General features: G+C 40.9%; 19 protein-coding genes, 2 tRNA genes and 1 pseudogene. 9 read left to right on the top strand and 13 right to left on the bottom strand.

The annotated features are described in order from the left end of the window. Positions 1–178 precede the first annotated feature (178 nt). Both AN395_RS15625 and AN395_RS15620 read left to right on the top strand, forming a co-directional pair. Positions 179–253: transfer RNA gene (locus AN395_RS15625), tRNA-Arg, on the top strand. A gap of 150 nt (positions 254–403) precedes the next feature. Then, a complete protein-coding gene (locus tag AN395_RS15620) occupies positions 404–1630 on the top strand; it encodes an HD-GYP domain-containing protein (protein WP_029772471.1) in 1227 nt (408 codons plus the stop codon). On the opposite strand, the gene AN395_RS15615 is transcribed toward AN395_RS15620, so the two are convergent. Beyond that, positions 1590–1913, bottom strand: a complete 324-nt coding sequence (locus AN395_RS15615) for a hypothetical protein (protein WP_029772472.1) — start codon at positions 1911–1913, stop codon at positions 1590–1592. The two genes, AN395_RS15620 and AN395_RS15615, sit on opposite strands and share 41 nt — an antisense overlap. A 281-nt stretch (positions 1914–2194) precedes the next feature. On the opposite strand from AN395_RS15615, the gene AN395_RS15610 reads away from it, so the two are divergent. After that, entirely contained in the window at positions 2195–3436 is a 1242-nt protein-coding gene (locus tag AN395_RS15610; RefSeq protein ID WP_054983538.1) for an outer membrane protein transport protein, read from the top strand. A gap of 105 nt (positions 3437–3541) precedes the next feature. On the opposite strand, the gene AN395_RS15605 is transcribed toward AN395_RS15610, so the two are convergent. From AN395_RS15605 to pepA, 3 genes are all read right to left on the bottom strand, one after another. Continuing rightward, entirely contained in the window at positions 3542–6394 is a 2853-nt protein-coding gene (locus AN395_RS15605; protein WP_054983537.1) for a valine--tRNA ligase, read from the bottom strand. 55 nt (positions 6395–6449) lie between these two features. After that, the gene (locus AN395_RS15600; protein ID WP_004588472.1) at positions 6450–6896 is read right to left on the bottom strand and encodes a DNA polymerase III subunit chi; all 447 of its coding nucleotides are present in this window, start codon (positions 6894–6896) and stop codon (positions 6450–6452) included. 267 nt (positions 6897–7163) lie between these two features. Further along, on the bottom strand, positions 7164–8675 hold the full coding sequence (gene pepA / locus AN395_RS15595) for a leucyl aminopeptidase (protein ID WP_029772475.1): 1512 nt from the start codon (positions 8673–8675) through the stop codon (positions 7164–7166). Positions 8676–8983: 308 nt separating this feature from the next. On the opposite strand from pepA, the gene lptF reads away from it, so the two are divergent. Next, positions 8984–10096, top strand: coding sequence for an LPS export ABC transporter permease LptF (gene lptF / locus AN395_RS15590; protein WP_024031637.1), 1113 nt, complete (start codon positions 8984–8986; stop codon positions 10094–10096). Beyond that, the gene (gene lptG / locus AN395_RS15585) at positions 10093–11160 is read left to right on the top strand and encodes an LPS export ABC transporter permease LptG (RefSeq protein WP_031289389.1); all 1068 of its coding nucleotides are present in this window, start codon (positions 10093–10095) and stop codon (positions 11158–11160) included. The genes lptF and lptG overlap by 4 nt, the downstream gene beginning before the upstream one ends. A gap of 298 nt (positions 11161–11458) precedes the next feature. On the opposite strand, the gene AN395_RS15580 is transcribed toward lptG, so the two are convergent. Continuing rightward, positions 11459–11959, bottom strand: a complete 501-nt coding sequence (locus AN395_RS15580) for an RDD family protein (protein ID WP_054983536.1) — start codon at positions 11957–11959, stop codon at positions 11459–11461. A 306-nt stretch (positions 11960–12265) separates the two neighbouring features. Between AN395_RS15580 and AN395_RS15575 the strand changes: the two genes are divergently transcribed. After that, a tRNA-Leu gene (locus tag AN395_RS15575) sits at positions 12266–12350 on the top strand. Between the two features lie 255 nt (positions 12351–12605). Here the strand turns inward: AN395_RS15575 and AN395_RS15570 are convergent. From AN395_RS15570 to AN395_RS15545, 6 genes are all read right to left on the bottom strand, one after another. After that, entirely contained in the window at positions 12606–13379 is a 774-nt protein-coding gene (locus AN395_RS15570) for a polysaccharide deacetylase family protein (RefSeq protein ID WP_054983535.1), read from the bottom strand. Further along, positions 13376–14095, bottom strand: coding sequence for a GDSL-type esterase/lipase family protein (locus tag AN395_RS15565; RefSeq protein ID WP_054983534.1), 720 nt, complete (start codon positions 14093–14095; stop codon positions 13376–13378). Before AN395_RS15565 ends, AN395_RS15570 begins: the two co-directional genes overlap by 4 nt. Positions 14096–14173: 78 nt before the next feature. After that, complete coding sequence (locus AN395_RS15560) at positions 14174–14467, bottom strand: hypothetical protein (protein WP_054983533.1); 294 nt, start codon at positions 14465–14467, stop codon at positions 14174–14176. Then, on the bottom strand, positions 14467–14934 hold the full coding sequence (locus tag AN395_RS15555) for a DUF4405 domain-containing protein (protein ID WP_054983532.1): 468 nt from the start codon (positions 14932–14934) through the stop codon (positions 14467–14469). Before AN395_RS15555 ends, AN395_RS15560 begins: the two co-directional genes overlap by 1 nt. 322 nt (positions 14935–15256) lie before the next feature. Beyond that, a complete protein-coding gene (locus AN395_RS15550; protein ID WP_054983531.1) occupies positions 15257–17212 on the bottom strand; it encodes a TonB-dependent receptor domain-containing protein in 1956 nt (651 codons plus the stop codon). Positions 17213–17320: 108 nt separating this feature from the next. After that, positions 17321–18235, bottom strand: coding sequence for a LysR family transcriptional regulator (locus AN395_RS15545; RefSeq protein WP_024031645.1), 915 nt, complete (start codon positions 18233–18235; stop codon positions 17321–17323). A 125-nt stretch (positions 18236–18360) separates the two neighbouring features. On the opposite strand from AN395_RS15545, the pseudogene AN395_RS15540 reads away from it, so the two are divergent. Then, positions 18361–18702, top strand: a pseudogene (locus tag AN395_RS15540) (LysR substrate-binding domain-containing protein); the annotation flags it as partial. A 1-nt stretch (position 18703) separates the two neighbouring features. Here AN395_RS15540 and AN395_RS15535 read toward each other — a convergent pair. Continuing rightward, complete coding sequence (locus tag AN395_RS15535; RefSeq protein WP_054983530.1) at positions 18704–19579, bottom strand: LysR family transcriptional regulator; 876 nt, start codon at positions 19577–19579, stop codon at positions 18704–18706. Between the two features lie 119 nt (positions 19580–19698). Between AN395_RS15535 and AN395_RS15530 the strand changes: the two genes are divergently transcribed. After that, the gene (locus tag AN395_RS15530; RefSeq protein WP_054983529.1) at positions 19699–20667 is read left to right on the top strand and encodes an aldo/keto reductase family oxidoreductase; all 969 of its coding nucleotides are present in this window, start codon (positions 19699–19701) and stop codon (positions 20665–20667) included. Positions 20668–20687: 20 nt separating this feature from the next. Continuing rightward, entirely contained in the window at positions 20688–22427 is a 1740-nt protein-coding gene (locus AN395_RS15525) for an alpha-amylase family glycosyl hydrolase (protein WP_054983528.1), read from the top strand. A 59-nt stretch (positions 22428–22486) separates the two neighbouring features. Here the strand turns inward: AN395_RS15525 and AN395_RS15520 are convergent, their stop codons facing one another. Further along, on the bottom strand, positions 22487–24556 hold the full coding sequence (locus tag AN395_RS15520; RefSeq protein WP_095206674.1) for a bifunctional 2',3'-cyclic-nucleotide 2'-phosphodiesterase/3'-nucleotidase: 2070 nt from the start codon (positions 24554–24556) through the stop codon (positions 22487–22489). Between the last annotated feature and the right edge of the window lie 41 nt (positions 24557–24597).

Raw genomic sequence — 24597 nt, 5'->3', positions numbered from 1 at the left:
ATTTTTTTATCGAATACCAATAAATAGCTTGTTTTTGGCTAGTTGTGAAGTGTTTTATCACAAACAGTTTGTTTTATAGGCATATAACTCAATGATGCTGGTATTTATTTAAAGATCTCTTTATTATTGCCAGTGCTAAAGCATTGATATCGCGAGTTAGTGTTTTGGCAACAAATGTGCTCTTGTGGTGAAATGGATATCACGTGGCCCTCCGGAGGCTAAGTTCTAGGTTCGATTCCTAGCAAGAGCGCCATTTGCTTTTTATTGTTTTCCTGTTTACGTCTACCTTCATTTTAGTAGTCCTTTATAGTTATATGGTATTGCCCTCAACTCAAAAAGTAGACTTTTAGGGTTAAATAATGCTATTTAGTAGGCATATTTAATTGTAGAAAACGCTTCTGCCATGCTCATCGCGTTACCCATTTCAGAGCTCACCCCAGGTATGTTTGTTGACAGTGTTACCAAACAGCATGAAGGGCTCAACAGTATAAAAATAAAAACCAGTGGCTTAGTGCGAAACCAGGCAATTATAAAACGCTTAGTAACCGAAGGCGTTTTAGAGCTGCTTATCGACTTTACCAAAGGCGATGCCGCCATACCCGATAAGTACAAACCTAAGAGTGCGCCGCCACAAAAGAGCACCACTTCAAGCAGTAAAACAAAACCACCCGCGGTAAAACCTGCGATTACCCTTGAGCAAGAATTTGCCAAAGCCAGCATTAACTTTGAGCAGCATAATCGCAAGCTGCAAGCTTTGTATGGCGATGTAACCACAGGGTTGTCGGTTAATTTAAAGGTGATTGATGAAATGGCTAACGATATAGTCAGCTCGGTATTTAGAAATACCAGCGCAATGACCATTTTAACCCGCATAAAAGACAAACATAGCTACAATTGGCGGCACATGATTAACTGCGCTATTTTCACCGCCGTATTTGCTAAATATTTAGGATACAAAGAAGAAGCCGTGCAGCAGCTTGCTATGGGCGCGTTACTTCACGATTTAGGCCAAGCTAAACTCCCCCAGGGGATTATTTCTAGGCCAAGTAAACTCACTAGCAGCGAAATGGATATTATTAAACGCCATGTGGCTCAAGGTTTAGGTTTGGTTAAAGGTGAAAAAGGCATTACCCCCCTAATACTCGACATGATAGTTAACCACCATGAGCGATTAGATGGCTCAGGTTATCCGCGTGGTATTACAGCTGAAAAGCTTAGCCGCCCAGCGCGCATTATGGCAATTGTTGATGTGTACGATGCGCTAACAGCAGATAGACCGCATCAAGAAGGGGATGAACCCATTAATGCGCTGCGTTATTTGTTGGCTAACAAAGAGCTATTTGATGCAGAGCTAGTACAGCACTTTATTAAATGTTTAGGGGTGCACCCAGTAGGCACTATTGTTAAATTAACTAATGAGCGATTAGCTCTCGTGCTCGAGGGCAATAAATCAAATCCCATCAAGCCTAAAGTTAAGCTATTTTATAATGCTAAACACGGGCACCACGTCACCCCTAAAGACTTAGACTTAAATGAGCCTGATCAAAGTATTAAAATAGTGTCGAGTATCAAGCCACTCGACTATCAAATTAATTTGGCTCGTTTGTTAAAAGAGCACTTGTTGAATTAGCTTTTTTACAGCGCTTAAGTTTTTCGCGTTTAGCAGAAATATAAGCGCCTAAAAAACAACTCGCCATTAACGTTAGCCATAATAATGTTCCTTGCTGTACATGCAGTGCAATACAGCAAAAAGCTAACGACACTAATGCATTTAGCATGGCCCCTAACCAGTAATGGTTTACGGGGTTATCGCATTGGCCGGCTTGTGTGCAGGCACAATAGTTTGCTTTATAAAAACAAAACACACTGGCGCCACAAAAAATGAGCCCTGCAATAATAAGTAAAATGATCACCTATTTGCTTCCTTTGTGATTTTGTAATGAGTTTAAAATGCAGGGGATTACAAGTCAATCTAAATGATAATTAATTACAATTAGAGTATAAGCTCTAATAACACATTTCTGCTCCGATGAGTTTTAAATAGTTGTTAAAATGTAGTTAAAAAACGTGTTTTTTGGTGTTTTTTGTCGCTTTGTTACAGTTTTTTATAAAAAATTAAGGTAGTGTAGCCAAGTTTAAAATCCTAATAACAACACATAGATACCCAAACGCTTGTTTGGTTAAGGACACAACAATGAAATTTTCTAAAACTCTTATTGCAGCTTCGCTTGCATTTGTTTCGGCTGATAGTTTTGCAGCCGCGTTTCAATTATCAGAGCAAAATGCATCGGGTTTAGGCCGTGCATATGCTGGTGAAGCATCTATAGCAGATGATGCGTCTGTTGTTGCTCGCAACCCAGCATTAATGACTTTATTTAAAGACAAGCAGCTAAGTGTTGCTGCTATTGGCGTAATTCCAGATGTGAGCTTAGAAGGTGAAAGTGCGCCAACAGGTATTGATGAGTCATCATTAGACGACGACAGCATTGCACCAAGTGCTGTGGTGCCAGCTGCTTACTTTACTATGCCTTACAACGATAAAGTATCACTTGGTTTTGGTGCGTTTTCTAACTTTGGTTTATCTACAGACTTTGAAGATGATTACTCAGCAGGTCAAATTGCTGGTAACACAGAAATATTTACTGTAAACCTTAATGCAAGTGTTGCATACAAAGTTACTGAGAAGTTTAGTTACGGTATTGGCTTAAATGTGGTTTATGCAGAAGCTGAAATAGTTCGTCATCTAGGCGTTACTCCATTACCTTACCCTGCTGAGACAGAGGTTGTGAATCTTGAAGGTGATGATACTGGTTATGGTTTAAATGTTGGCTTAATGTACCAATTAGATGAGAATAGCCGTTTTGGTTTTAATTACAGAACAGAAACTGACATCACATTTGAAGGGACTTACTCAAGCACCGCTCGAGGTATTGCTGAGCGTTCTGGATCTGTTGAAATTACGCTACCTGCAATAGCTGAGTTTTCTGGCTCACACCAACTAGATGAAAAGCTAGGCTTACACTACAGCGTTTTATGGACAGGTTGGAGCAGCTTTGACAAGTTAGAAGCTGACGTTAATTTACCACCAGAGCAAGGTTTTGAAAAAACAGAAGATTTTTCTGACTCTTTTCGTTATTCAATCGGAACAGACTACCAGCTAAATGAAAGTTTACTGCTTCGTGCAGGTGTAGCGTTTGATGAATCGCCAGTTTCAAAAAACCATTTATCAATCTCTATCCCTGATACAGACCGTTTTTGGTTCTCGTTTGGTGGTAACTACACAATAGACCAAAATTCTAACGTTGATTTAGGTGTAAGTATTATCCGTGGTAAAACACAAAACTTTACTGAAACTGATGATTCAGGCAGCGAATGGGGCTTCGAGTCTAAAGGCCACGCTGTACTTGTTGGTGCTCAGTACAACTACAAGTTCTAATGTAGCTGTGCCTTGTGGTTAATCGCAGGGCACAAAAAAGCCGCTCACTTTAACAGTGAGCGGCTTTTTTAATGCCTGCTAAATTGCTTTAGCAGGCAACTAAAATTATAAGCTTTCTATTTTAGTTTTTTGCTCAAGTAGCTTGGTTTTGGCATCAGTGAATTCAGCTAATTTAGCATTTTCTTTTGCAAGTACGGCTTCTGGTGCGTTATTTACAAACTTTTCGTTAGCCAGCTTGTTTTGCACTTGGGCTAGGCCTTTTTCTGCTTTTTCGAGTTGCTTGTTAATACGTGCAAGCTCTGCTTCAACGTCAATTAAGCCCGCCATAGGGATCATAATTTCAAGGTTGCCAACATAGGATGTTGCACACGCTGGTGCATCGTCTTTGTTTTCAAGCAGGGTGAACGATTCAAGTTTAGCAAGCGAGGCAATAAATGACTCGTTCTCGTTAATACGGCGCACATCATCGCTTGACGCGTTAGCTAGCAACACGTTAAGTGGCTTACTCGGGCTGATGTCCATCTCACCACGAATAACACGAATTGCTAAAATAAACTGTTTAACCCACTCTAAGTCGTCCATAGCTTGGGCATCAACGTTTGCTTCATTATAAACAGGGAAGCCCTGTACCATGATGCTGGTGCCTTTAGTTTCAAGCCCTGCCAGTGGTGCAACGCGCTGCCAAATAGTTTCGGTAATGTATGGCATCATTGGGTGCATTAAGCGCAGTAGGCTTTCTAGTACCGTAATGAGTGTATTACGTGTACCACGTTGCTGTGCTTCATTGCCTTTAAATAATACCGGCTTAGTCAGCTCTAAGTACCAATCACAGAACTGGTTCCAAGTGAATTCGTAAAGTGTGTTAGCGGCTAAATCAAAGCGGTAGTTATCAAGGTGCTCAGTGTAGGTTTTAACCGTTGCTTCAAATTGACCTAATATCCAGCGATCGGCTAACGAGAACTCTTTTTGTGCATCGTTGAAGCCACAATCTTGCTCTTCTGTGTTCATTAATACGTAACGGCTCGCGTTCCATAGTTTATTACAGAAGTTACGGTAACCTTCTAGACGATTCATATCCCAGTTGATATCACGACCGGTTGATGCCATTGCAGCAAGGGTAAAGCGAAGCGCATCGGTACCGTGTGCTTCAATACCATTTGCAAATACTTTACGCGTGTCTTTTTCAATTTTAGCGGCAAGTTTAGGCTGCATCATGTTGCCAGTACGCTTTTGTACTAAATCTTCAAGCTCGATGCCGTCAATCATATCTAGTGGGTCAAGTACGTTACCTTTTGACTTAGACATTTTATCGCCGTTGTCATCACGTATTAGGCCAGTAACATACACTGTTTTAAACGGCACTTGTGGCTTACCATTTTCATCTTTTATAAAGTGCAGCGTCATCATGATCATACGCGCAACCCAGAAGAAAATAATATCAAAGCCCGTTACTAACACGTCAGACGGGTGGAAGGTTTTTAAATCATCCGTGTTCTCTGGCCAACCTTGCGTTGAGAACGTCCACAGCGCAGATGAGAACCAGGTATCAAGTACGTCTTCGTCTTGGTTTAGCGTAACATCATCGGCAATGTTGTTGTCGCGGCGTACTTCAGCTTCATCGCGGCCAACGTAAACGTTGCCTTCGCTGTCGTACCAAGCCGGAATACGGTGACCCCACCAAAGCTGGCGTGAAATACACCAATCTTGTACGTCGTTCATCCACGAGAAGTACATGTTCTCGTACTGTTTAGGCACAAACTGAATATCGCCATTTTTAACGGCATCTTTTGCAGGTTCTGCAAGTGGCGCAACACGTACATACCATTGGTCGGTAAGGAGTGGCTCAATGACCACACCAGAGCGGTCGCCGTAAGGTACAGTTAACGCATGGTCTTCGATTTTTTCGAGTAAACCAAGTTCTTCAAATTCTGCGATAATCGCTTTACGCGCAGCAAAACGGTCTAGGCCGTGTAAGCGCTCAGGAATTGGCGCATCAAACTCAAGCTCTTTACCGTCAAAGGTGTATGTTTCACCTTGGCTAAGAATGGCTGCGTTTTTATCGAAAATATTGATCATTGGCATTTTATGACGCTTGCCAACTTCGTTATCGTTAAAGTCGTGTGCAGGGGTGATTTTTACACAACCCGTGCCTTTGTCTTTATCAGCGTGTTCATCTGCAACAATTGTGATACGACGATTTACGATAGGCAGTAAAATCTCTTTACCAATTAAATCTGTGTAGCGTTCGTCATCTGGGTTTACTGCAACACCTGAGTCACCTAGCATGGTTTCTGGACGTGTTGTTGCTACGACAATGTAGTCTTTGCCGTCTTGTGTTTTAACGCCATCAGCAAGTGGGTAGCGCAAATTCCACATGTGGCCTTGTTTGTCTTTGTTTTCAACTTCAAGGTCTGAAATAGCGGTGTGTAATTTTGGATCCCAGTTTACTAGGCGCTTACCGCGGTAAATAAGGTTTTCTTTGTGAAGACGTACAAAGACTTCTTTAACCGCTTCAGATAAGCCATCGTCCATCGTAAAGCGTTCACGGTCCCAATCAACCGATGCGCCAAGACGGCGAAGCTGTTTAGTGATAGTACCGCCAGATTCGTTTTTCCATTCCCAAATTTTATTAATAAAATCTTCGCGGCCTAAATCGTGACGTGTTTTACCTTCTTCAGCGTGTAGTTTACGCTCAACCAACATTTGCGTTGCAATACCCGCGTGGTCAGTACCTACTTGCCATAATGTGTTGTTACCTTGCATACGCTTAAAACGCGTAAGGGTATCCATTATTGTATCTTGGAAGGCGTGGCCCATGTGCAAGCTACCGGTGACATTTGGCGGCGGGATCATGATCGAATACGGTACGCCTTGGCCAGATGGCTTAAAGTAGCCTTTTTGTTCCCAGTCTTGGTATAGCGACTGTTCAATATCTTGCGGATTGTAGGTTTTATCCATTACACAGAACCTTAAATAAGTACTTAAATTAGTTGGTTAGCTTTATCCTAAACGGCTAGCTATTAATCTCTTGCGTGCTGATATTGGCACCAAGTTGGCGCAGCTTTTTAAAGCGCTCACGAGCGGCTTGTTTAGCTACAGACTCTACTGGTACAAAATCAAAAACTTGGCTAAAACGCCTAATAAAATCAGGTAGGTTAGTAGCTAAGTTAATTAAAACGTTACGTTTGCCAACAGGAGGCGTGGTGCCTATTTCTACTGGTGCGCCGGCTTTAGGGCCTTCGCCTTGCAGGTTATGCGGCACAAAACTGTCGGGATCAAATGCCCAAATGGTTTCGTCAATGGCATAGGCGGTGTGTTCGTTATCTACAAAAATAAATACACGATGCCCTAATCGATACTGCTCTGCGGCAATTTGAGCTGCTAAAGCAAAATGATCATCAGCCTGCGCTTTAGATTCATCTTGTTGCTTTAGAACGAAAAATTGAGCATTCATGTTCATTGTATCGGGGTTTCCCATGACATTGAATGTGCACATAGTTGATACACATAAATTAAGAGGCAGATTTTGCCATATAACGGGGTTTGCTTCAATTAATACCCAGATAATTACAGCAATAAAAAAGGCGCCAAATGGCGCCTTAATACAAGTTAAATAACCTAAGCTCTGGTTAAAATATTTTTGCCTATGGCAAATAAATTTAACGCTGTTAGCGCTAAAATACCTGCTGAGCGACTTTTCTAAATAAGGCTCAGGTTAATTAGGTTATTAGTCGTGCGTAGCTTCGCTTACACCCGCTCGGTTTAATAAATACTGAGTAAGCATAGGAACAGGGCGACCCGTTGCGCCTTTTTTAGCGCCACTGCGCCACGCGGTACCGGCTACGTCTAAGTGAGCCCAGTTATACTTTTTAGTAAACTTAGATAAGAAACACGCTGCGGTAATAGTACCAGCAGAGCGCCCACCTAAGTTTGTAAAATCGGCAAATGGGCTATCGAGTTGATCTTGATAGTCATCCCACAGCGGTAACTGCCATGCACGGTCGCCACTTTGCTCAGACGCTTTTAATAAATCATGCGCAAGTGGGTTGTGGTTTGACAGTAAACCTGTTGCGTGTGCACCAAGGGCAACAATACATGCGCCTGTTAGTGTTGCTACGTCAATTACTGTATCTGGGTCAAAACGCTCAACGTAAGTTAACGCATCACATAATACTAATCGGCCTTCAGCATCAGTATTAAGCACTTCTACGGTTTGCCCCGACATGGTTGTTAAAATATCGCCAGGGCGATACGCGTTAGAGCTTGGCATGTTTTCACAGCCGGCTAAAACACCAATTACGTTAATAGGTAGCTGCATTTGTGCCAGTGCGCGCATAGCGCCAATTACACCGGCTGCGCCGCCCATGTCGTATTTCATTTCATCCATGGCTTCGCCTGGCTTGATTGAAATACCGCCTGAGTCAAACGTTAAGCCTTTACCTACTAGCACAATAGGCGCTTGCTCATCGCTTGCACCTTTGTAGTTAATAACCGACATAACCGATTCGTTATCACTGCCGCGACCAACTGCTAAGTACGAGTTCATACCTAGTTCGGCCATTTTCTCTTCGCCAATAATATCAACGGTGATGTTGTCAAAATTACTAGCCAGCTCTTGCGCTTGTTCGCCTAAATAAGCAGGGTTACAAATATTAGGTGGCATGTTGGCTACGTCTTTACATAGCTTACTACCTGCGGCAATGGCTAAACCATGCTCAATAGCGCTTTCACCAATGGTCAGCTCGCGACGCGTTGGTACGTTAAACACAATTTTACGAAGTGGACGACGAGGGTCTACTTTTTTGCTTTTTAGCTGGTTAAATGTGTATAGGCAATCTTGTGTTGTTTCTACCGCTTGGCGAACCTTCCAGTAGGTATCACGACCTTTAACGTGTTGCTCTGTTAAAAAGCACACCGCTTCCATTGAGCCGGTTTCGTTTAAGGTATTAATTGTTTTAGAAATTATTTGCTTATATTGCTTATCATCAAGCTCGCGCTCTTTACCACAGCCAACAAGCAATACGCGCTCGCTTAAAACGTTAGGTACATGATGCAATAATAACACTTGCCCCGGCTTACCTTCTAGGTCGCCACGGCGTAGTAAATTTGAGATATAACCATCGCTGATTTTATCGAGTTGTTCACCAATGGGGGATAACCTACGTGGTTCGTAAACGCCAACGACAATACACGCGCTGCGTTGTTTTTCTGGGCTACCACTTTTTACGTTAAATTCCATTGTTACTCCTGGTTGTGAGTCATATACGTTATTAATTGGGGCTAAAAAAATAAAATCTAGTCTTCGCTACGTAACTTATGTAGAGATAATCTTAATTTTAGCTGATTTTTTCTGACTCTTTCTGTTTGATTGAACTTTATATGTTTAAGGGCTACTAATGCAACAATATATCGTGCACTTAGGTAGGATAATTAATTTTGTTAGCTTATAATAACGACTTATTTACCAGATAAAACTGGGTAAAATAGCTACTTTATTATCAAATTATCACTATTGTAGTGAAATTCTATGTTTAACAGGGGCGAGCATTGCTTATTTTTCGTTATTTGACCGCTGAGGTTTTAAAATCGCAGGTCGCCGTATTTTTAACTTTAATGACCATTTTTGTGTCACAAAAGTTTGTGGTTATTTTAGGAGATGCCTCTGAAGGGAGCATTCCTGCCAAGTTAGTATTATCGATGATTGCGCTTAAACTGCCGCAATTAGCTTCGCTGATCCTGCCATTGAGTATATTTTTGGGCATTATTTTAGCCTACAGCCGTATTTACGCCGACAGCGAAATGACCGTTCTTAAAGCCTGTGGGGTGAGTGAATGGTATGTGGTACGCGTTACTTTAATTTCGAGTGTGGGTTTGGCTATATTAGCCGCCTCTCTCACCATGTACCTTGCGCCGTGGGCGAGTGAGCAAGAGTACCAATTAAAAGAGCAAGCTAAAGCCGATGCGGGTTTATCTGCGTTAAGGGCTGGGCGGTTTCAACAAACCGGTAATGAAAAAGCCGTGGTGTTTATTCATAACATTGAAAACGGCGGTAAAGAGCTTAACAAAGTATTTGTAGCGCAACTGCCCGATACCGAAAAAGATGACCTTGCACGTTTAGTGTATGCCGAACAAGGCGTGGTGGTAGAGGCAATAAATGGCGAGCAACAATTAGTGCTAACTGATGGCAAACGCTACGAAACCGATGGCAAAACACCGGCTCTTAATTTAACGCAGTTTGATGGCTACAGCGTACAAATACGCGAGCAAGAAATAGAGCATCAGCGCCGTAAATTAGAAGCAATACCTACTAATCAACTATTGCCACTCAATACCTCTGAATCTATAGCCCAGTGGCAGTGGCGTATTGCAATACCGCTTTCTATTCCGTTACTAACATTAATAGCAGTACCGCTAAGTGTGGTTAATCCGCGCCAAGGTAAGTTTGCTAAATTAGTGCCAGCCATTAGCTTGTACTTAGGTTATTTTATCTTACTCAATGCTGCAAAATTTGCCGTAGAAGATGGCAAAATACCGCCTTCAATTGGTTTGTGGTGGATTCACTTAAGCGCTTTATTTATAGGTAGTTTATTAATTATAAAAGGTCGCCCTTTGGGCGCCTGGCTTAAAGCCGTTGTAACAAAACGGGAGTTAAGCGCATGATGAAAACACTCGATTGGTACTTAGGCCGCAGCATTTTACAAACCACCGGATTTGCTTTGTTGGTGCTAGTAGGGATTAGTACATTAATTAAGTTTATTGATCAGCTAAAGTCGGTTGGTCGTGGCAGTTACGATTTAATGACCGCAACGCTTTACACTTTTTACAGTATGCCGGGCGATTTAGTTATATTCTTCCCGATGGCCGCGCTTATTGGTGGCTTAACAGGCTTAGGTGCACTGGCTTCAAACAGTGAGCTGGTGGTAATGCAAGCTGCGGGTATGTCGCGCTTGCAAATTATAGGCTCGGTAATGAAAACCGCCGTGTTTATGGCTGTGTGTATGATGGCTCTTGGTGAGTGGGGCGCACCAGAGGCGCAACAACACGCCAAAGAAATGCGTAATCAGGCAATTTATGGCGGCGATGTATTCAATGCACAAAAAGGTGTATGGGCTAAAGATGGCAACAATTTTATTAATATTGAAGATGTAGATCAAAACGGCCGTTTAAACGGTGTGCACATGTATCAATTTGATAAGTCACTCGATTTAACTCAAATAACCAAAGCTAAAGTGGCCATTGGTCGTGATGAAGGTTGGCTATTACGCGATGTAAACAAGGTTCATATTAGTGATGAGCAAATAAGCAGTGAACACATTGATGAAGAGTTTTACCCTTCGCAATTAACGGGCGAAAAGCTTGGTGTTGTATCGGTAAAGCCTGAGTCGCTTTCCTTTACAGGGCTTTGGTCATACTTAGGGTACTTACAGCAAAATGAGCAAGATACCAGCACCTATGAGCTGGCCTTGTGGCGTAAGCTAATGCAGCCAGTGTCTGTTGCCGTAATGCTACTGGTTGCACTGTCGTTTATATTTGGCCCGTTACGTACCGTTACTATGGGTGCGCGTATCATTATGGGTGTAGTAACGGGAATTGTATTTCACTTAATAAATGAGATATTTGGCCCTGTGGTAATGGTTTATCAAATACCCGCTATTATTGGCGCGGTACTGCCAAGTATACTATTTATAGGCTTTGCTACGTACATGATGAATAAGCGGGTATAGCCGTTATAAGCGCTTATTTAATACTAAAAAGGTGACCTATGGTCACCTTTTTTGTTTTTATAATGCGTTATTCAAAAACTAACACTAATCAGCTTAATTAAGTGATCAATTTTGTGGCTGGAAAAACCTGTTGATAGCTAGGCAAAAAAATCGCTATTTAGTTGCTCTCGGCAATTGCTCCTGCATTGCTCTACCTTCTGCATCCATGTAGTCGTAAATGAGCATTTTTTTACGCAGGTAGCGACAAGTTAGCCCAGCAAAATAATTAAGTATTATTGCGCATTGGTATAAATAGGTATTAATCTAGCTCGCGGTAAATACGTTTGTTTTCTTCTTTTGTAAGAGTAATTACCTCAGTTTTTGAGACATAGTCTTGCAGCGCTTTTTTGTTTTTAAAATCAATTAATACCACAAGGTTACCTAAGCCAAGCAGGGCACTTAGGCTGCGAACAATAGACTGTGGCCAACTAATTAAGCTTCCTTCACTAGTTTGTACTTTTAAACGCCATGCGCGCATGCCAATAGTTTGCCCGCTTTTAGTCCAAAAATAGCCAAAAAATACTAAGGTAACACTAACAAGTAGGGCGCTTCGAATACTCGACAGCAGCAGTGACTCTTGAATAAGTGCCGATACATCTTCAGCACCATTTAAACTAATAATATCAAGTGAAATAAGCCCTTGTACGGCAAACAAATAGAGCACAACCGTTAACATAGCAAACGCAATAATAGCTAACGTATCATAAACTAACGACGCAAAACGACGCCAAAAACCAGCTCGTGGAAACTCACCCGACATAAATACACTCTCACTGTTAATATGCGCGCTAGTTTAGCAAAAAAGCTCACAAATACTAAGCGCTATAGTTCAGTGATATACCTTGGCGTTACTATTAGCTGTATTTAATACTTTAACCAGTAAACGACATTTTGCACAGGCTGTCTAAATGTTAAGCGGTTGATCAGGCTAATGTCATAAAACGCTTGCTGCCACCCCTATTGTTTGTATAATGCTTGGCATAGAGACGAAGGCACATAAATAATCCTGAGCTCTAAAGTGGTTTTTCTTTATCTTCTCGTGTTTAGAAGGTTAAAGAAAAATGACGCCAGCGTGATGAAATTGGTATACATGGGGGATTCAAAATCCCCTGCCGAAAGGCGTGCCGGTTCGAGCCCGGCCGCTGGTACCACTTTTTATGACCCTAACCAAATTGGTTAGGGTTTTTTTATGCCTGAAATTTGTGTTGGGACGGACTCGAGCGCCACTCAGAGTGGCGCTAATATCAGTGGTAGTCCGCCCGCTAGGTAAGAGTGAACCGAAACGAAGTTTCGCAGTTACTCGAAGTGAGTTAATGGATTAACGATGGATACTGCTTCAGGATGAATTAATTACTCTTACTTCATTAAAATGGGCTTATATGAGCTTTACTTAGCACTGCGCACGCTTATTTGTCTTCTAAAAACGCGATGAACTCTCCAGCCGATACATACCAAATATCATCTTTATTTGAGATTGTCTGAACGAGCTTTTCAGCGTAATCCCAGTTATTATTTTTAGTGTTTTTGTCATATTCCCACGAATGGCCCCAAATCATCATTACAGTGAGCTTATTGCTTTTAAGCGCAATATATTGCTCTATTAATGGCATTGCGTTTGTGTGGTGAACGGTTGGGTTCCATGCCATGTAGTTGGTAGGGAGCTCAAAATTAAGGGCGTCGTTTACTGTTCGGGCATTAGTAAAGCCTGCTTGCTTTACTAATGTCATCGCGGCTTTATAGTAAGAGCCTAAAGGGTATGCAAAAGAGTGTAAGGGGCTGCCTTTTATGGGCGATAAAATGTGCTTATCGCGGGCTAATTGTAATTTTAATTCTGCTGTATCTAAGCCCGCAAAGCCCGGATGTGAGTAACTGTGGCTTGCTATTTCATGGCCTTTATAAAGTGTTTTTACTTCACTTTGCTTTATATATTCGCCCTCTTTACCGGTAAAGGCTTTCATCCACGGTAGCTTTTTAGCAAATAAACCTGAGTTTAAATTAAATGTGCCAACAACCTGGTACTTATTAAATAGTTCCACGAGCTTTTTGTCTTGTATAACACCATCGTCGTAGCTAAAAATAACAGCTTTAGTCGCGCCGGTAGGGTAGCTTTTTAAAGGTGCTTTACTGGCTTCACACGTAAAGCTTGCCGCCATTAATATAGCAATTAATAAACTCTTCATTTTAAGGTTTTCATTATTGGTGCAAGCTGTTTAGCCCAAAGGGCGTAGCCTGCCTGATTCAAATGGGTGCCATCGGTAGTGAGCGTTTCATTAAGCATGCCTTGAGGGCCTAAAAATGCGGGATGCAAGTCTATATAGGTAAAATTTGCGTGCTCAATTGCTTTAATTTGTTGGTTAACCGTTTGCGCCATTTGCGTTATAAAATCGCGATGATCGGGCAAAATACTTTGTACATAAATTTGTGTATTTGGGAGTGATTTATTGAGCTGAGTCACTATTTTTTCGATATTTTCACTTACCGATGCTAAGTCTTTAACTTGCTTTATATAATGGTAATTAAAAATATCGTTAACGCCAATTTTTAAAAATATAGCTTTAGGCGGGGCTGCTTTTAATTCGTTTAAACGCGCTAAAACACCGTAGGTCATATCGCCACTAATACCGCGGTTTCTTACGCGTAGGTCGTTAAACCGTATGCTCCAATTTAGCCCTTGCTCTGTAATGCTATCGCCAATAAATACAATATCGCCTTTGCGTAAAGGTTGTAGCTTAAAATGGGCTATACGCTCAGCATAGTGGTTTTTTAGCCATTGCGATTGAAAAGGAATTGCCTTTTCGGCATTAGCTTTAAAGCTTATTAATACAGCACCTATAATTAATGTGCCAAGTAGAAAAGTGATGTGTTGGAGTGTGTAATTACTTGGTTTATAACTCATAAAAACCTGCGCTTATAGACATACTAACTTAGCAATGTATCTATAAACGCCGGTTTTTGATACGTGTTGCATTCGTATTCAGACTTTGTTTTTAACCATCCTTTTTATTAAGCCTAATAGTTTAGCAATCCCTAAAGTAAGTAACATAGGTACGCCTATTAAAATAAGCTCTTTTACAAAGGGTAAAATGTACATCAAAATAGGGGCTATTTTCGGCTTTTCACACTCAGCTGTACCGTGGGAGTATCCCTGCTGATTTATTTGTGCGGCCCAGTCGGTGAGCTCTAAACTAACCAGTAAAAGGCTCACTAAAACAGATACAACTAACACAATGCTGGTGCGGGTTTTCCACTGTTGTTTTAGGTGCTTCATTATTTAGCCTCTTTGGCAAACATGCGTTTAGTCAGTTTTACTATCCAAGAAAAATTAAGCGCTAAATGCACACCTAGCATGGGCATAATAAAGGTGGCTGAATCGTGATGTATTTTCGACCAAAAGTCTTGAATGTTTAAACTAATATTAAGTGCAGGTAGTAGAGTCACCGACACTAAAAAGCCACTCACAAATACTAATAACATCATTATATAAAGTAGGTAATCCCACACTATATTAAAGCGCTCGCGTGCTGTTATATTGGCAAATAAACGGCTAAAGCTGCGTGTTACCCAATCCCAGTGCAGTAGTAAGTGAATAACAAAAGGGATAATAAAAAATAGGCTAAACCATTCGTGTAAAGGGATGCCAGTGGCTTGAGGTGCACTTACTAGCATAAAGCTAATAAGCAGTAAGGTGTCCATTACATAACGGAACTTTTGTAAGTTTTGTTTCCAATCAGACATTATTGACCCTGAAATAATTTATTTATAATACCAATCCGCATAATTAAGTGAACTATTTTGAGGATGGAAAAACGTGTTGATAGCAAGGCAAAAAATTCGCTATTTAGTTGTTCTCGGCAATTGCTCCTGCATTGCTCTATCTTCTGCATCCATGCAGTCGTAAATGAGAGTTTTTTAACGCAGATAGCGACACGTTTAGCCCCTAAAAATGATTAAGTATTATTGCGGATTGGTATGGTTGACGCTATTTAAGGTACGCCCCCCTTAAACAGCAAAAGGCTCAATAAAATATTGAGCCTTAAATCATGCGCAAATTATTAAATTAAAAAACGTAAGACGCGCTTAATTTAACATTACGACCCGCTTCGTAATCTTGCACTGTGTCGCTTGAGTATGAAGCGTGAGAGTAATACGTTTTATCAAAAATATTCTCAACACCTAAGGTCATGCTTAGTGCTTCAAGCTGGCTTGGTAGCCACTGCATGCTGATGTTATGAACCTGATAACCCACTTTATGAATATCAGCACCGCTTGATACTGAGTTATCAGTTCTGTTAACTAGGCTGGTCCAGTTAAATTTCAAGTCGTATTTTGGTACTTCGTAGCCAAGGTTTAGTGAAATGCTATCACCTACTTCATAACGCAGTTGCTCGCCTGTCTCTAGTTGTTCAGAGTCTGACTTAGAGTAACTTAAACGCGCACTAAATAGCGCTTTACGCAGTGAAAGCGTTGATTCAAAACCATCTATATCGTAATCACCCGAGTTTTCATAGGTACCAATTGGGCGACCTTTACCAATTGCCCAGTTGTCTATGTAATCTTCAATACGGGTTTTAAACAGGTTTAATGAAAAACCAAATGAGTCTAAGCCCATAATGTTTTGATCTTTAAAGGCAAAACCAATGGCGTTATTTACACCGGTTTCTGCTTTTAGGTCTTTATCAAAGTTAGTGCTGTAATCAACGTAGCTTTCACGCAGGCCAGGGCCTTGAAAAAGCTCTGTAGAGCTTGCGTTAACACTCCAGTTATCGTTAATTAGGTATTTAGCCGCTAAACCAAACGTTAACTCGTTCCACGATTTATCTAACGAATCGTTAGTACCGGCTGAGTACATATCTACTTTAAAGTAGTTGTAACGCACGCCAGGGGTTACAAATAACTGATCAGTTACAGCGATTTCGTCTTCAATATAAATAGCGTGTGAGTCGGCAGTGTCTTTATTGGTTTGTACGTGGTTTTCGATACGTTTTGATACTTGCTCATATCCCTCGCCGCCATAGCGTAATGTATGGTTAAATCCAGCAAGTGCAATTTTAGATGTTGCAAGGGCAGTGTAGCCCGTATGCTCAGAGTTACCCTCAGTTCCTAGTGCAATATAGCTTAGTTCGTTGCGATAAACGCTAGCGCGTAGGGTAATGGCATCGCCTTTATCTAGCTCGTAGGCAAGTGAAGTGCTGGTACGTGTGTAGTCAATATCTTCTGTTTGCGCGTCTGAATCTTCAGCAAAGCCAGCACCAAAGTTGGTTTTTACGTAGTAATCGCCTTCATCGTTATATCTGTCGTATGAGAACACTAAACGGTTACTCTCGTTTACATCCCAGCCGAGCTTGAATATGCCATCTACCGTGCGGCCTTCGTTACCTGTAACTTCTTTACCATTGCCGTTTTCAAAGTTATTTCTGTCGGTGTAGGTGTAGTAGGCAAGGGCGTCTATGTTGTCGGTTAGCTGACCATATACCGCAGCAGAGCCACCTGCGTAATCATTAGTACCTAAGTTTGTGTATAAGCGCGCGCCAAAATCTTCACCTGGCTCTAGTAAATCTTTAGCATCTTTGGTTTCAAAGGCTACACCACCAGAAAGGCCGCCAGTTAGCACCGAGTTAGTCCCTACTTTTATATCTACTGCTTTTAAAATATCAGCATTAATAAGTAAGTTTCCTGAGTGGTGGAACATATTATTGTTTTGGCTAATACCATCAACAGTAATGTTGAGGTCTAAATCGTCAACACCACGAATATTAATACCTTGTACAATAGAGTGCGAGCCACCTACGTCAATACCAGCTTGGTCACGCAGTAAATCACTTAAATGGTTGGCTTGTTTTCTTTCAATATCGTCTTGTAGTAGCGAGTCATTAGTAATTGTTGTGCCCCATACTTCAATGGTTTCAGAGGTATCGGGAGCTTGTTCCGCTAAGCTTATGAATGACATACCAGTACACAAAGTACCAATAACAACGTTAAGCGCGTGCTTATTAAATGGGAGCGTGTTTTTCATGGTGAGTATGTTTATCTAATTTTAATATTATTAAGAATGATTCGTATTAAACCGTTCGCTGCCTTAAATGGCAATTTAAAATACATACCCTACATGAATAACAGTTATTTAAACTTCAAATACTTTATTTTTTACAAGCTCTCTAAACCATTGACATACAGGGTCATTATGGTGGCGTTGATGCCAGTATAAAGCCACTTGTGCATACTCTGAGCTAAGCTCTGGGGGCGGGGTTCTGGCAACTACGTCATGCTGTTGGCACACATCTGCAGCAAAATGATTGGGCACATAAAATATTAAATCAGTGTTTTCAGCAATGCTGCCAATACTGTAAAAGTTTTTTAAGCGTATTGGCGTCGCTATATTATCAATGCCTAGCGCAGCAAAATTTTGTGCAATAGTTAATGCTTTTTCACCCTGAATTGATATTTGCCCAAAATTACAATCACGCAATAAATCAACGCTTAATTCTTGTTTAGCCAGCCTGTGGGAGCGAGCCATTACTAATTTAAACTCGCGCTCAAACAACGGCTGTTGATATAACTTACCCTCTGAATTAGCGGGCTTGTGGCCAGTAATCACAAAGTGCGTATCGCCTTTAAGCAAATCAGAAAACTGCGGCTTAGGCAGGGTGTCTATTTCAAGGGTGATGTTAGGCGCTTGCTCGCGAACATCTTTAATTATTGTTTTTATAAATAAATGCATTTGCGGCGGTAGGCCAAACAGTTTTATGGTGGCTGTGCTGGTTTTAGGGTCGAAGGTTTGCTTATTAACCAGTGTTTCTACCATATTTAAAATAGAATTTAGGTCTTGCTGAATTGATTGCGCTTTTGGTGTTAGCTCATACCCTCCAGCCATTCTTATTAATAATTGATCGTCAAACAAGGAGCGCAATTTACTTAACGAGCGGCTTATAGAAGGTTGGCTCATGCCTAAGGTTAAGGCGGTATTGCTAATATGTTTTTCGTTTAAAAGCTGCTTTAAAATAATAAGAAGGTTTAGATCGAGCTGATTTAAATTCATAGTTAGGTTTGCAAGTTATCAGTATTTCAAGCCATTATCCTAGCACTTAATTAGTCAGGTAGGTAAAGATGTTTATTTTTCAGGTGCTGAAATAGGCTTAATTGTTTTAATATGATCTAAAAAATTTTAATTGCCTTATAAACACGGTTGTCGCTAACGCAAAGCGTTGGAGTTATAGGCTTGATGGTAAGAATACCATTGTAAAAGTCTCAGGTAGTTTAGAGGTTAACGACTCACAAAGTTTAAAAGCGTTTGCTTTAGCAAGCCAAGGTGTAGCGCAATTACCTAATTTTTACGTTAACCAAGCGCTTAAAAGCGGTGAGCTGGTAGAGGTGCTAAGTGAATACGCGCCAAGCCCACTGCCTATTAATTTACTTTATCCGTCTCAACGATCGTTAAGCCCAACTGTTAAAGCTTTAGTAGATTATTTAGTAAACCAGTTATCTCAATATCAAAGTAATTGGTAAGCTAGTTTCTAAACCAGTTAGTGGTAAATTTAATAAAATGGCTAATACGTGCTGATTCGTTAATTAGCTGAGGGTGAATTAAATACACATCAGATTGCGGATACTGTAACTGCGTTAATAGCGGCTTTAAAGTGTGCGCGTTAATTTCTAAATCTACTAAATACTCCGGGGTGTATATAACTCCTTGACCTTGCAGTGCAAGGTTTTTAAGCATGTGGTTATCGTTAATGCTTAGCTTTCCTTCAAGCTCAATGGCCCTATCGGAAAAATGCCACAGGCTAAATTGCGTGCTGGTTAAACAGCTATGCTTTAATAAATCTTCAACGTCGCTTGGCTCACCATTTTTAGCAATATAACTAGGCGAGGCACAGCACACCTGTTTATAACTAAATAGCTTTTTGGCAATCATGTTTTGGGGCGGATTAAGGGTTGATCTAAATGCAATATCGTAATTGCTTTGAATCAAATTGTGAGGGGTGTAGCTGCAGTCTATATTAAATTTAACATCAGGGTACTCTTGGTTAAATTGCTCGCAAATAGTTAGCAGGTATCTATTGGTAAATTGGCTCGGCGCGGTAATTCTAATGTTGCCGGCAATAGCCTCGTGTTCATGGGCTAAGGTTCGTTCAAGCTCTAATAATGTGGTTTTAATATTTCCCATACAACTAAGCACATGCTTTCCCTGCGGGGTGAGCTTTACACTGCGGGTTGTGCGAATAAGTAGAGCTCTTTGGTATTCTTTTTCGAGCGCTTTTATTTGCTCAGACAAATACCCTCGGGAGATCCCAAGCGCTAAAGCTGCCTTTGAAAAGCTTAAGTGTTTGGCTACTTCGTTAAACAAAAATAACCGTTCAAATTTTTTATGTTCTCTCAGCATTTAAATGAGCACTGTGTTTTTATTGTTTGTTATAGCAAATAATGAGTTTTATTTTTAGTATTTAGTTGAATAATTTAATCGGTAAACTACAAGTCACTCTTTTTTAATACCGATAACTCATGACCAATAAAACTATTTCTCAATTTATACCCAATGCTAGCGAACTTATTTATGGCTGTATGGGCTTGGGTGGTGGCTGGAATAACAACCCAATAACCAAAGCCGATATAAACCAAGCACATACAGTAGTAGAGGCAGCGCTTGAAAATAACATTAATTACTTTGACCATGCTGATATTTATACTTTTGGTAAAGCAGAGCAGGCATTTGGTGAAGTTTTAAAAACGCGCACCGACCGTGATAAGTTAATTATTCAATCTAAATGCGGTATTCGCTTTGAAGATGAGCATGGCCCAAAGCGTTATGACCTTTCAGGACAGTGGATAGAGCAAAGTGTAAATAAAAGTTTAGCGCAGCTAAAAACAGACTACTTAGATGTACTTATTCTGCACAGACCCGACCCACTCATGTGCCCTCAGGAAATTGCTAGCACTTATAAAAAACTAAAAAGCCAAGGCAAGGTACGTTTTTTAGGGGTGTCTAATATGCAGCAACATCAAATAAAAGCCATTCAACAAGCCCTGTCAGAGCCACTTATTTTGAATCAAGTAGAAATGAGCTTATTAAAAAATGACTGGGTTGAAGAGGGCATATATGCTGGTAACGCGCAAGGCGCAAATATTAACTTTACGCCGGGCTTAATCGAGTTTTGCCAGCACGAAAATATACAGCTGCAGGCGTGGGGAAGTTTATGCCAAGGGTTGTTTTCGGGTGCTGATATAACCGGCGCTGAAACCCGTATTAAAAACACGTACCAATTAGTACAAAGCTTAGCTGCGCAGTACGAAACAAGTGCAGAAGCCATTGTACTGGCATGGTTAAACAGGCACCCTACAAACATTCAATCTGTTATAGGGACTACTAACACTGCGCGTATTAAAGCGTGTGCACAAGTAAACAAAATACAATTAACGGCCGCTCATTGGTATGCACTTTACGAAAGTGTAAAAGGTTGCGAGTTGCCATAGTTTAGTAAAGGAGCACTAAAATGATAAAAAACACACTAACAACATTTTTACTAAGCACTGTAGTGACATTAACGGCCTGTAAAAGTAATCAGCCACCAGCGGCCGATAACGCAAACACTGCAAGCACTGATAATTATTTACAGCGCGATGTACGCGACGATATATTTTATTTTGTATTACCTGATCGTTTTAATAATGGCGATCCGCAAAACGATAATGGCAGCAATGAGCATGCTATTTCGGCTGGTGGGTTAAATTTAACAACCACCAGTGGTTTTCATGGTGGAGATATAAAAGGCATTGAACAAAAGCTCGACTATTTAGAAGCGCTAGGGGTTACAGCAATTTGGATGACGCCTTTATTACGCAACCAAGCGATTCAATCAGACGGTGTTGCGCACCATGGTTATTGGATTGTCGATTTTAGCGAAATAGACCCGCATTTTGGTGGGAATGCTTCTTTAAAAAAGCTAATTGATGCAGCTCATAAAAAAGGCATTAAAGTATTTTTTGACATTATTACTAACCACACAGCCGATATTATTCGTTACGACGAATGCCACATGCCAAACGGTCAATTTAAAGCAGGTTTAACGCATTGTGAGTATAAAGCGCTAAATAACCCTAAGCCGTATAGCCCATTTATTCCTGAGCACTTAAAAAATGTTAAGTACCCACAGTGGCTAAACAATGTCGATTATTATCACAACCAAGGCGACAGCACCTTTAGTGGTGAAAGCTCACTTAATGGTGATTTTAACGGCCTAGACGATTTAAAAACAGAGCATCCGCAGGTGGTGAGCGGCATGGTCGATATTTATCAAAATTTAATAAAAGAGTTTAAGCCCGACGGCTTCAGAATCGATACCGTACGCCATGTTAATCTTGAGTTTTGGCAAACATTTACACCTGCTATTATTGATTACGCTAAAGCGCAAGGGATTCCAAATTTTCATGTGTTTGGTGAGGTGTACGACCCTAATCCTAAAAACCTAAGTGTATTTACTACAGAAGGTAAAATTCCATCGGTGCTTGATTTTGCATTTCAAAAAATAGCGGCCGATGTGTTTTTTAAAGGACAGAACCCAAGCGCCATTAGCGAGCTATTTGCACAAGACTCACTATACCAAGATGAAGACAGCCAAGCCGATTTACTTATGACCTTTTTAGGGAACCACGACATGGGCAGACCTGGCTTATTTATAAACCAAACATTTGATCACGAAAGTGATGAGCTTAAATTAAAGCGCAGCCAATTAGCGCATGCATTTATGTTTTTATCTCGCGGTATACCGGTTATTTATTATGGCGATGAACAAGGTTTTACAGGCGATGGCCACGATATTGATGCACGCGAAGATATGTTTGCATCAAATGTTGCAAGCTATAACGACAATAACCTTATAGGCACCACGCAAACAACGGCCGATAATAACTTTAACCAGCAGCACCCATTATTTAAAACTATTGCGCAATTAAGTAAGTTACGAAAAAATCACGAAGGGCTTCGCCGCGGTGAATACAACGACTTATTTTTTGCTAAAAACACTGGCATGTTTGCGTTTTCACGCACAGTAAAAGGTGCAGAGCAGGCGTATATTATTGTGTTTAATAGCGAAAAAACGCCACAAACAATAGAGTTTAATAGCCCGTATAAACACTTTTCGCCTCTTGTAGCTGCCGAGCAACTTGAGCAACAAAATGGCAAGTTAACGGTCACTTTAAAAGGGCTAAGCTATAGTGTGTATATTGCTAAATAATTAAGGGTTTAGGTTAAGTAAAAGCCAGCTGCTAAGCTGGCTTTTTTATGCCTTAAAGGTTATTGCTTTAAATCTATGGTGTATAGCGCAAAACCATTTTCGTCTGTTTTAAGTGGTGAGGTAGGCGCAACTGCAGGGAGTGTTTGTGCAATAGTAGCTACTTCATCAAGCGGTGATGTTCTAAACACAACGTTTAGCTCTGTGCTGGTGGTCACGGTGCTAAAGCGCCAGTTATTATCGGCCGAAGGGTCAATACTGCCCGTGCTACTTTTAGCGGCTTCGCTAATAATGTAACTACGCAGCACACCGCGGTTTTCATCTGGGCCTTCAAATGTTTCACGGCTAGTACCGTCAATCGCCGGGAAGTTACCGCCGCCCGATGCACGATAGTTATTAGTTACAATTAAAAACTCTGCCTCTAAATCTATCGCTTCACCTTGGTATTGCAAGTTAGTAATGCGCGAATTGTTTTCACTTATTAATACCCCATCGTTGTCGTATCGTTTTGGCTGAGTGACGTCAATTTCAAAGGTAACGCCGTCAATAATGTCAAAGTTAAAAGTGGGAAAAGTGGTATCGAGTAGGTTTTGCTCAGCGCTGCTGTTTACATCAATCTGATTAAACTGACCTGCAGAGCGTTCAAGCCACTCTTTAACATCGCTACCTGTTACTTTTACCATACGAATAGTGTTTGGAAACACATACAAACTAACGGTATCTAGTAAGGTAATATCACCTGCTTTTACATTGGTGTAATCTTCAATACCATTGCGGCCAGCTCTAAAAGGGGCTGCTGCCGAAAGCACGGGTAAGCCATCAAGCTCAGTGCCTTGAATAAACGCTTTACCCCACGCTATTTGTGCATCTGATACTATTTGAATTGACGGATCGTCTTGTACCAAAGCAAAAAAGCTATAAATTGGGTTTGAAATTTCAGCAAATGGTTCGCTCACCCAATCAATCGTTGCTTGGTGTTCAAGCTCAATTGCGGCAGCTACATCGGTATCTACAGCAGCTAAATCAACAAAGTCGCCGTTTTCATCTGTACCACTAATGGCGCGGGTTTCTACTTTTGAGCTGGTTACTTCCCAGCCGCCTTCATCGTTTGGCTCAACAATTAAATCAATAACCCCTAAGTTATTGCCAAAAAAGCCAGGCATAACAGCCGGTACGCCATTAAGTTTACCGTTTACGTTATCAATACCCGCCGATTCATAGCCATCGTACGACGAATCACCTGGAAACAAACGGTGGTTATGACCAAACAATATGGCGTCTACGTCATCTACTTTAGACAGGTAAAGGGCCGTATTTTCAGCGAGGTCTTCTTGGGCGCTGGCTGTTAACCCAGAGTGCGGAATGGCAATAATAATATCGGCGCCTTGTGCTTTCATTTGTGGAATGAACTTTTCAGCAGTAGCAACAATATCTTTAGCAATGACCTTACCTTGTAAGTGCGCGCTATCCCATTGCATAATTTGCGGTGGGGTAAGGCCTAAGTAACCAATTTTAATTGTTTGTTCGTTGCCGTTTATATCAAATACGGTTTTATCTTGAAGGTAGTACGGTGTGTAACGGTTTTCATCGTTGCTGTCGTCATCATCACCATCATCAACGTATACATTGGCATTAATATACGGGAAGTCGGCACCACTTAATGTGGCATCTAAAAACTCTAAGCCAAAATTAAACTCATGGTTTCCTAAGTTAGCAACATCGTAATCAAGCAAGTTCATTGCTTTAAAGGCCACATGGGTTGCGCCATTTAAAATATCGTCTTTACGTACAATCGCTTCGTAATCGCCAAGCGGGCTGTTTTGAATTAAATCACCATTATCAACAAGTACACTGTTTTGCACTTCATTGCGGGCTTCTTTTATAAGGGTAGCGGTATTAACAAACCCTAAGGTTTCTGAGGGGGCTTGTGCAAAGTAATCGTAGTTAGATAAATACATGTGTATGTCGGTTGTTTCCATCACGCGCAAAGTAACCGGTGCAGGCTCTGGTGTTTCTACAACGACAGGGTCGTTATTATCGTCATCATCAATGTCGCAGCCACTCAATGCGAGTGCAATAGTCAGTGCCAATGTTGATTTTAAAACGTGCTTTTTAGCGATTCGATTTTTCATGGTCATTCCGTGTAATTTAAAAAGAGTACAGTAAAAAAGAT

The organism is Pseudoalteromonas sp. P1-30 (assembly GCF_001400005.1).
Lineage (GTDB): Bacteria > Pseudomonadota > Gammaproteobacteria > Enterobacterales > Alteromonadaceae > Pseudoalteromonas > Pseudoalteromonas atlantica.
This window is presented reverse-complemented; position numbering and strand designations above follow the sequence as displayed.

Bases quoted from the DNA above. Each gene is read 5' to 3' on its own strand.
- AN395_RS15620 (WP_029772471.1), top strand. From the start codon at position 404: ATGCTCATCGCGTTACCCATTTCAGAGCTCACCCCAGGTATGTTTGTT.
- AN395_RS15610 (WP_054983538.1), top strand. From the start codon at position 2,195: ATGAAATTTTCTAAAACTCTTATTGCAGCTTCGCTTGCATTTGTTTCG.
- AN395_RS15605 (WP_054983537.1), bottom strand. From the start codon at position 6,394: ATGGATAAAACCTACAATCCGCAAGATATTGAACAGTCGCTATACCAA.
- AN395_RS15600 (WP_004588472.1), bottom strand. From the start codon at position 6,896: ATGAACATGAATGCTCAATTTTTCGTTCTAAAGCAACAAGATGAATCT.
- pepA (WP_029772475.1), bottom strand. From the start codon at position 8,675: ATGGAATTTAACGTAAAAAGTGGTAGCCCAGAAAAACAACGCAGCGCG.
- lptG (WP_031289389.1), top strand. From the start codon at position 10,093: ATGATGAAAACACTCGATTGGTACTTAGGCCGCAGCATTTTACAAACC.
- AN395_RS15580 (WP_054983536.1), bottom strand. From the start codon at position 11,959: ATGTCGGGTGAGTTTCCACGAGCTGGTTTTTGGCGTCGTTTTGCGTCG.
- AN395_RS15570 (WP_054983535.1), bottom strand. From the start codon at position 13,379: ATGAAGAGTTTATTAATTGCTATATTAATGGCGGCAAGCTTTACGTGT.
- AN395_RS15565 (WP_054983534.1), bottom strand. From the start codon at position 14,095: ATGAGTTATAAACCAAGTAATTACACACTCCAACACATCACTTTTCTA.
- AN395_RS15560 (WP_054983533.1), bottom strand. From the start codon at position 14,467: ATGAAGCACCTAAAACAACAGTGGAAAACCCGCACCAGCATTGTGTTA.
- AN395_RS15555 (WP_054983532.1), bottom strand. From the start codon at position 14,934: ATGTCTGATTGGAAACAAAACTTACAAAAGTTCCGTTATGTAATGGAC.
- AN395_RS15550 (WP_054983531.1), bottom strand. From the start codon at position 17,212: ATGAAAAACACGCTCCCATTTAATAAGCACGCGCTTAACGTTGTTATT.
- AN395_RS15545 (WP_024031645.1), bottom strand. From the start codon at position 18,235: ATGAATTTAAATCAGCTCGATCTAAACCTTCTTATTATTTTAAAGCAG.
- AN395_RS15535 (WP_054983530.1), bottom strand. From the start codon at position 19,579: ATGCTGAGAGAACATAAAAAATTTGAACGGTTATTTTTGTTTAACGAA.
- AN395_RS15530 (WP_054983529.1), top strand. From the start codon at position 19,699: ATGACCAATAAAACTATTTCTCAATTTATACCCAATGCTAGCGAACTT.
- AN395_RS15525 (WP_054983528.1), top strand. From the start codon at position 20,688: ATGATAAAAAACACACTAACAACATTTTTACTAAGCACTGTAGTGACA.
- AN395_RS15520 (WP_095206674.1), bottom strand. From the start codon at position 24,556: ATGAAAAATCGAATCGCTAAAAAGCACGTTTTAAAATCAACATTGGCA.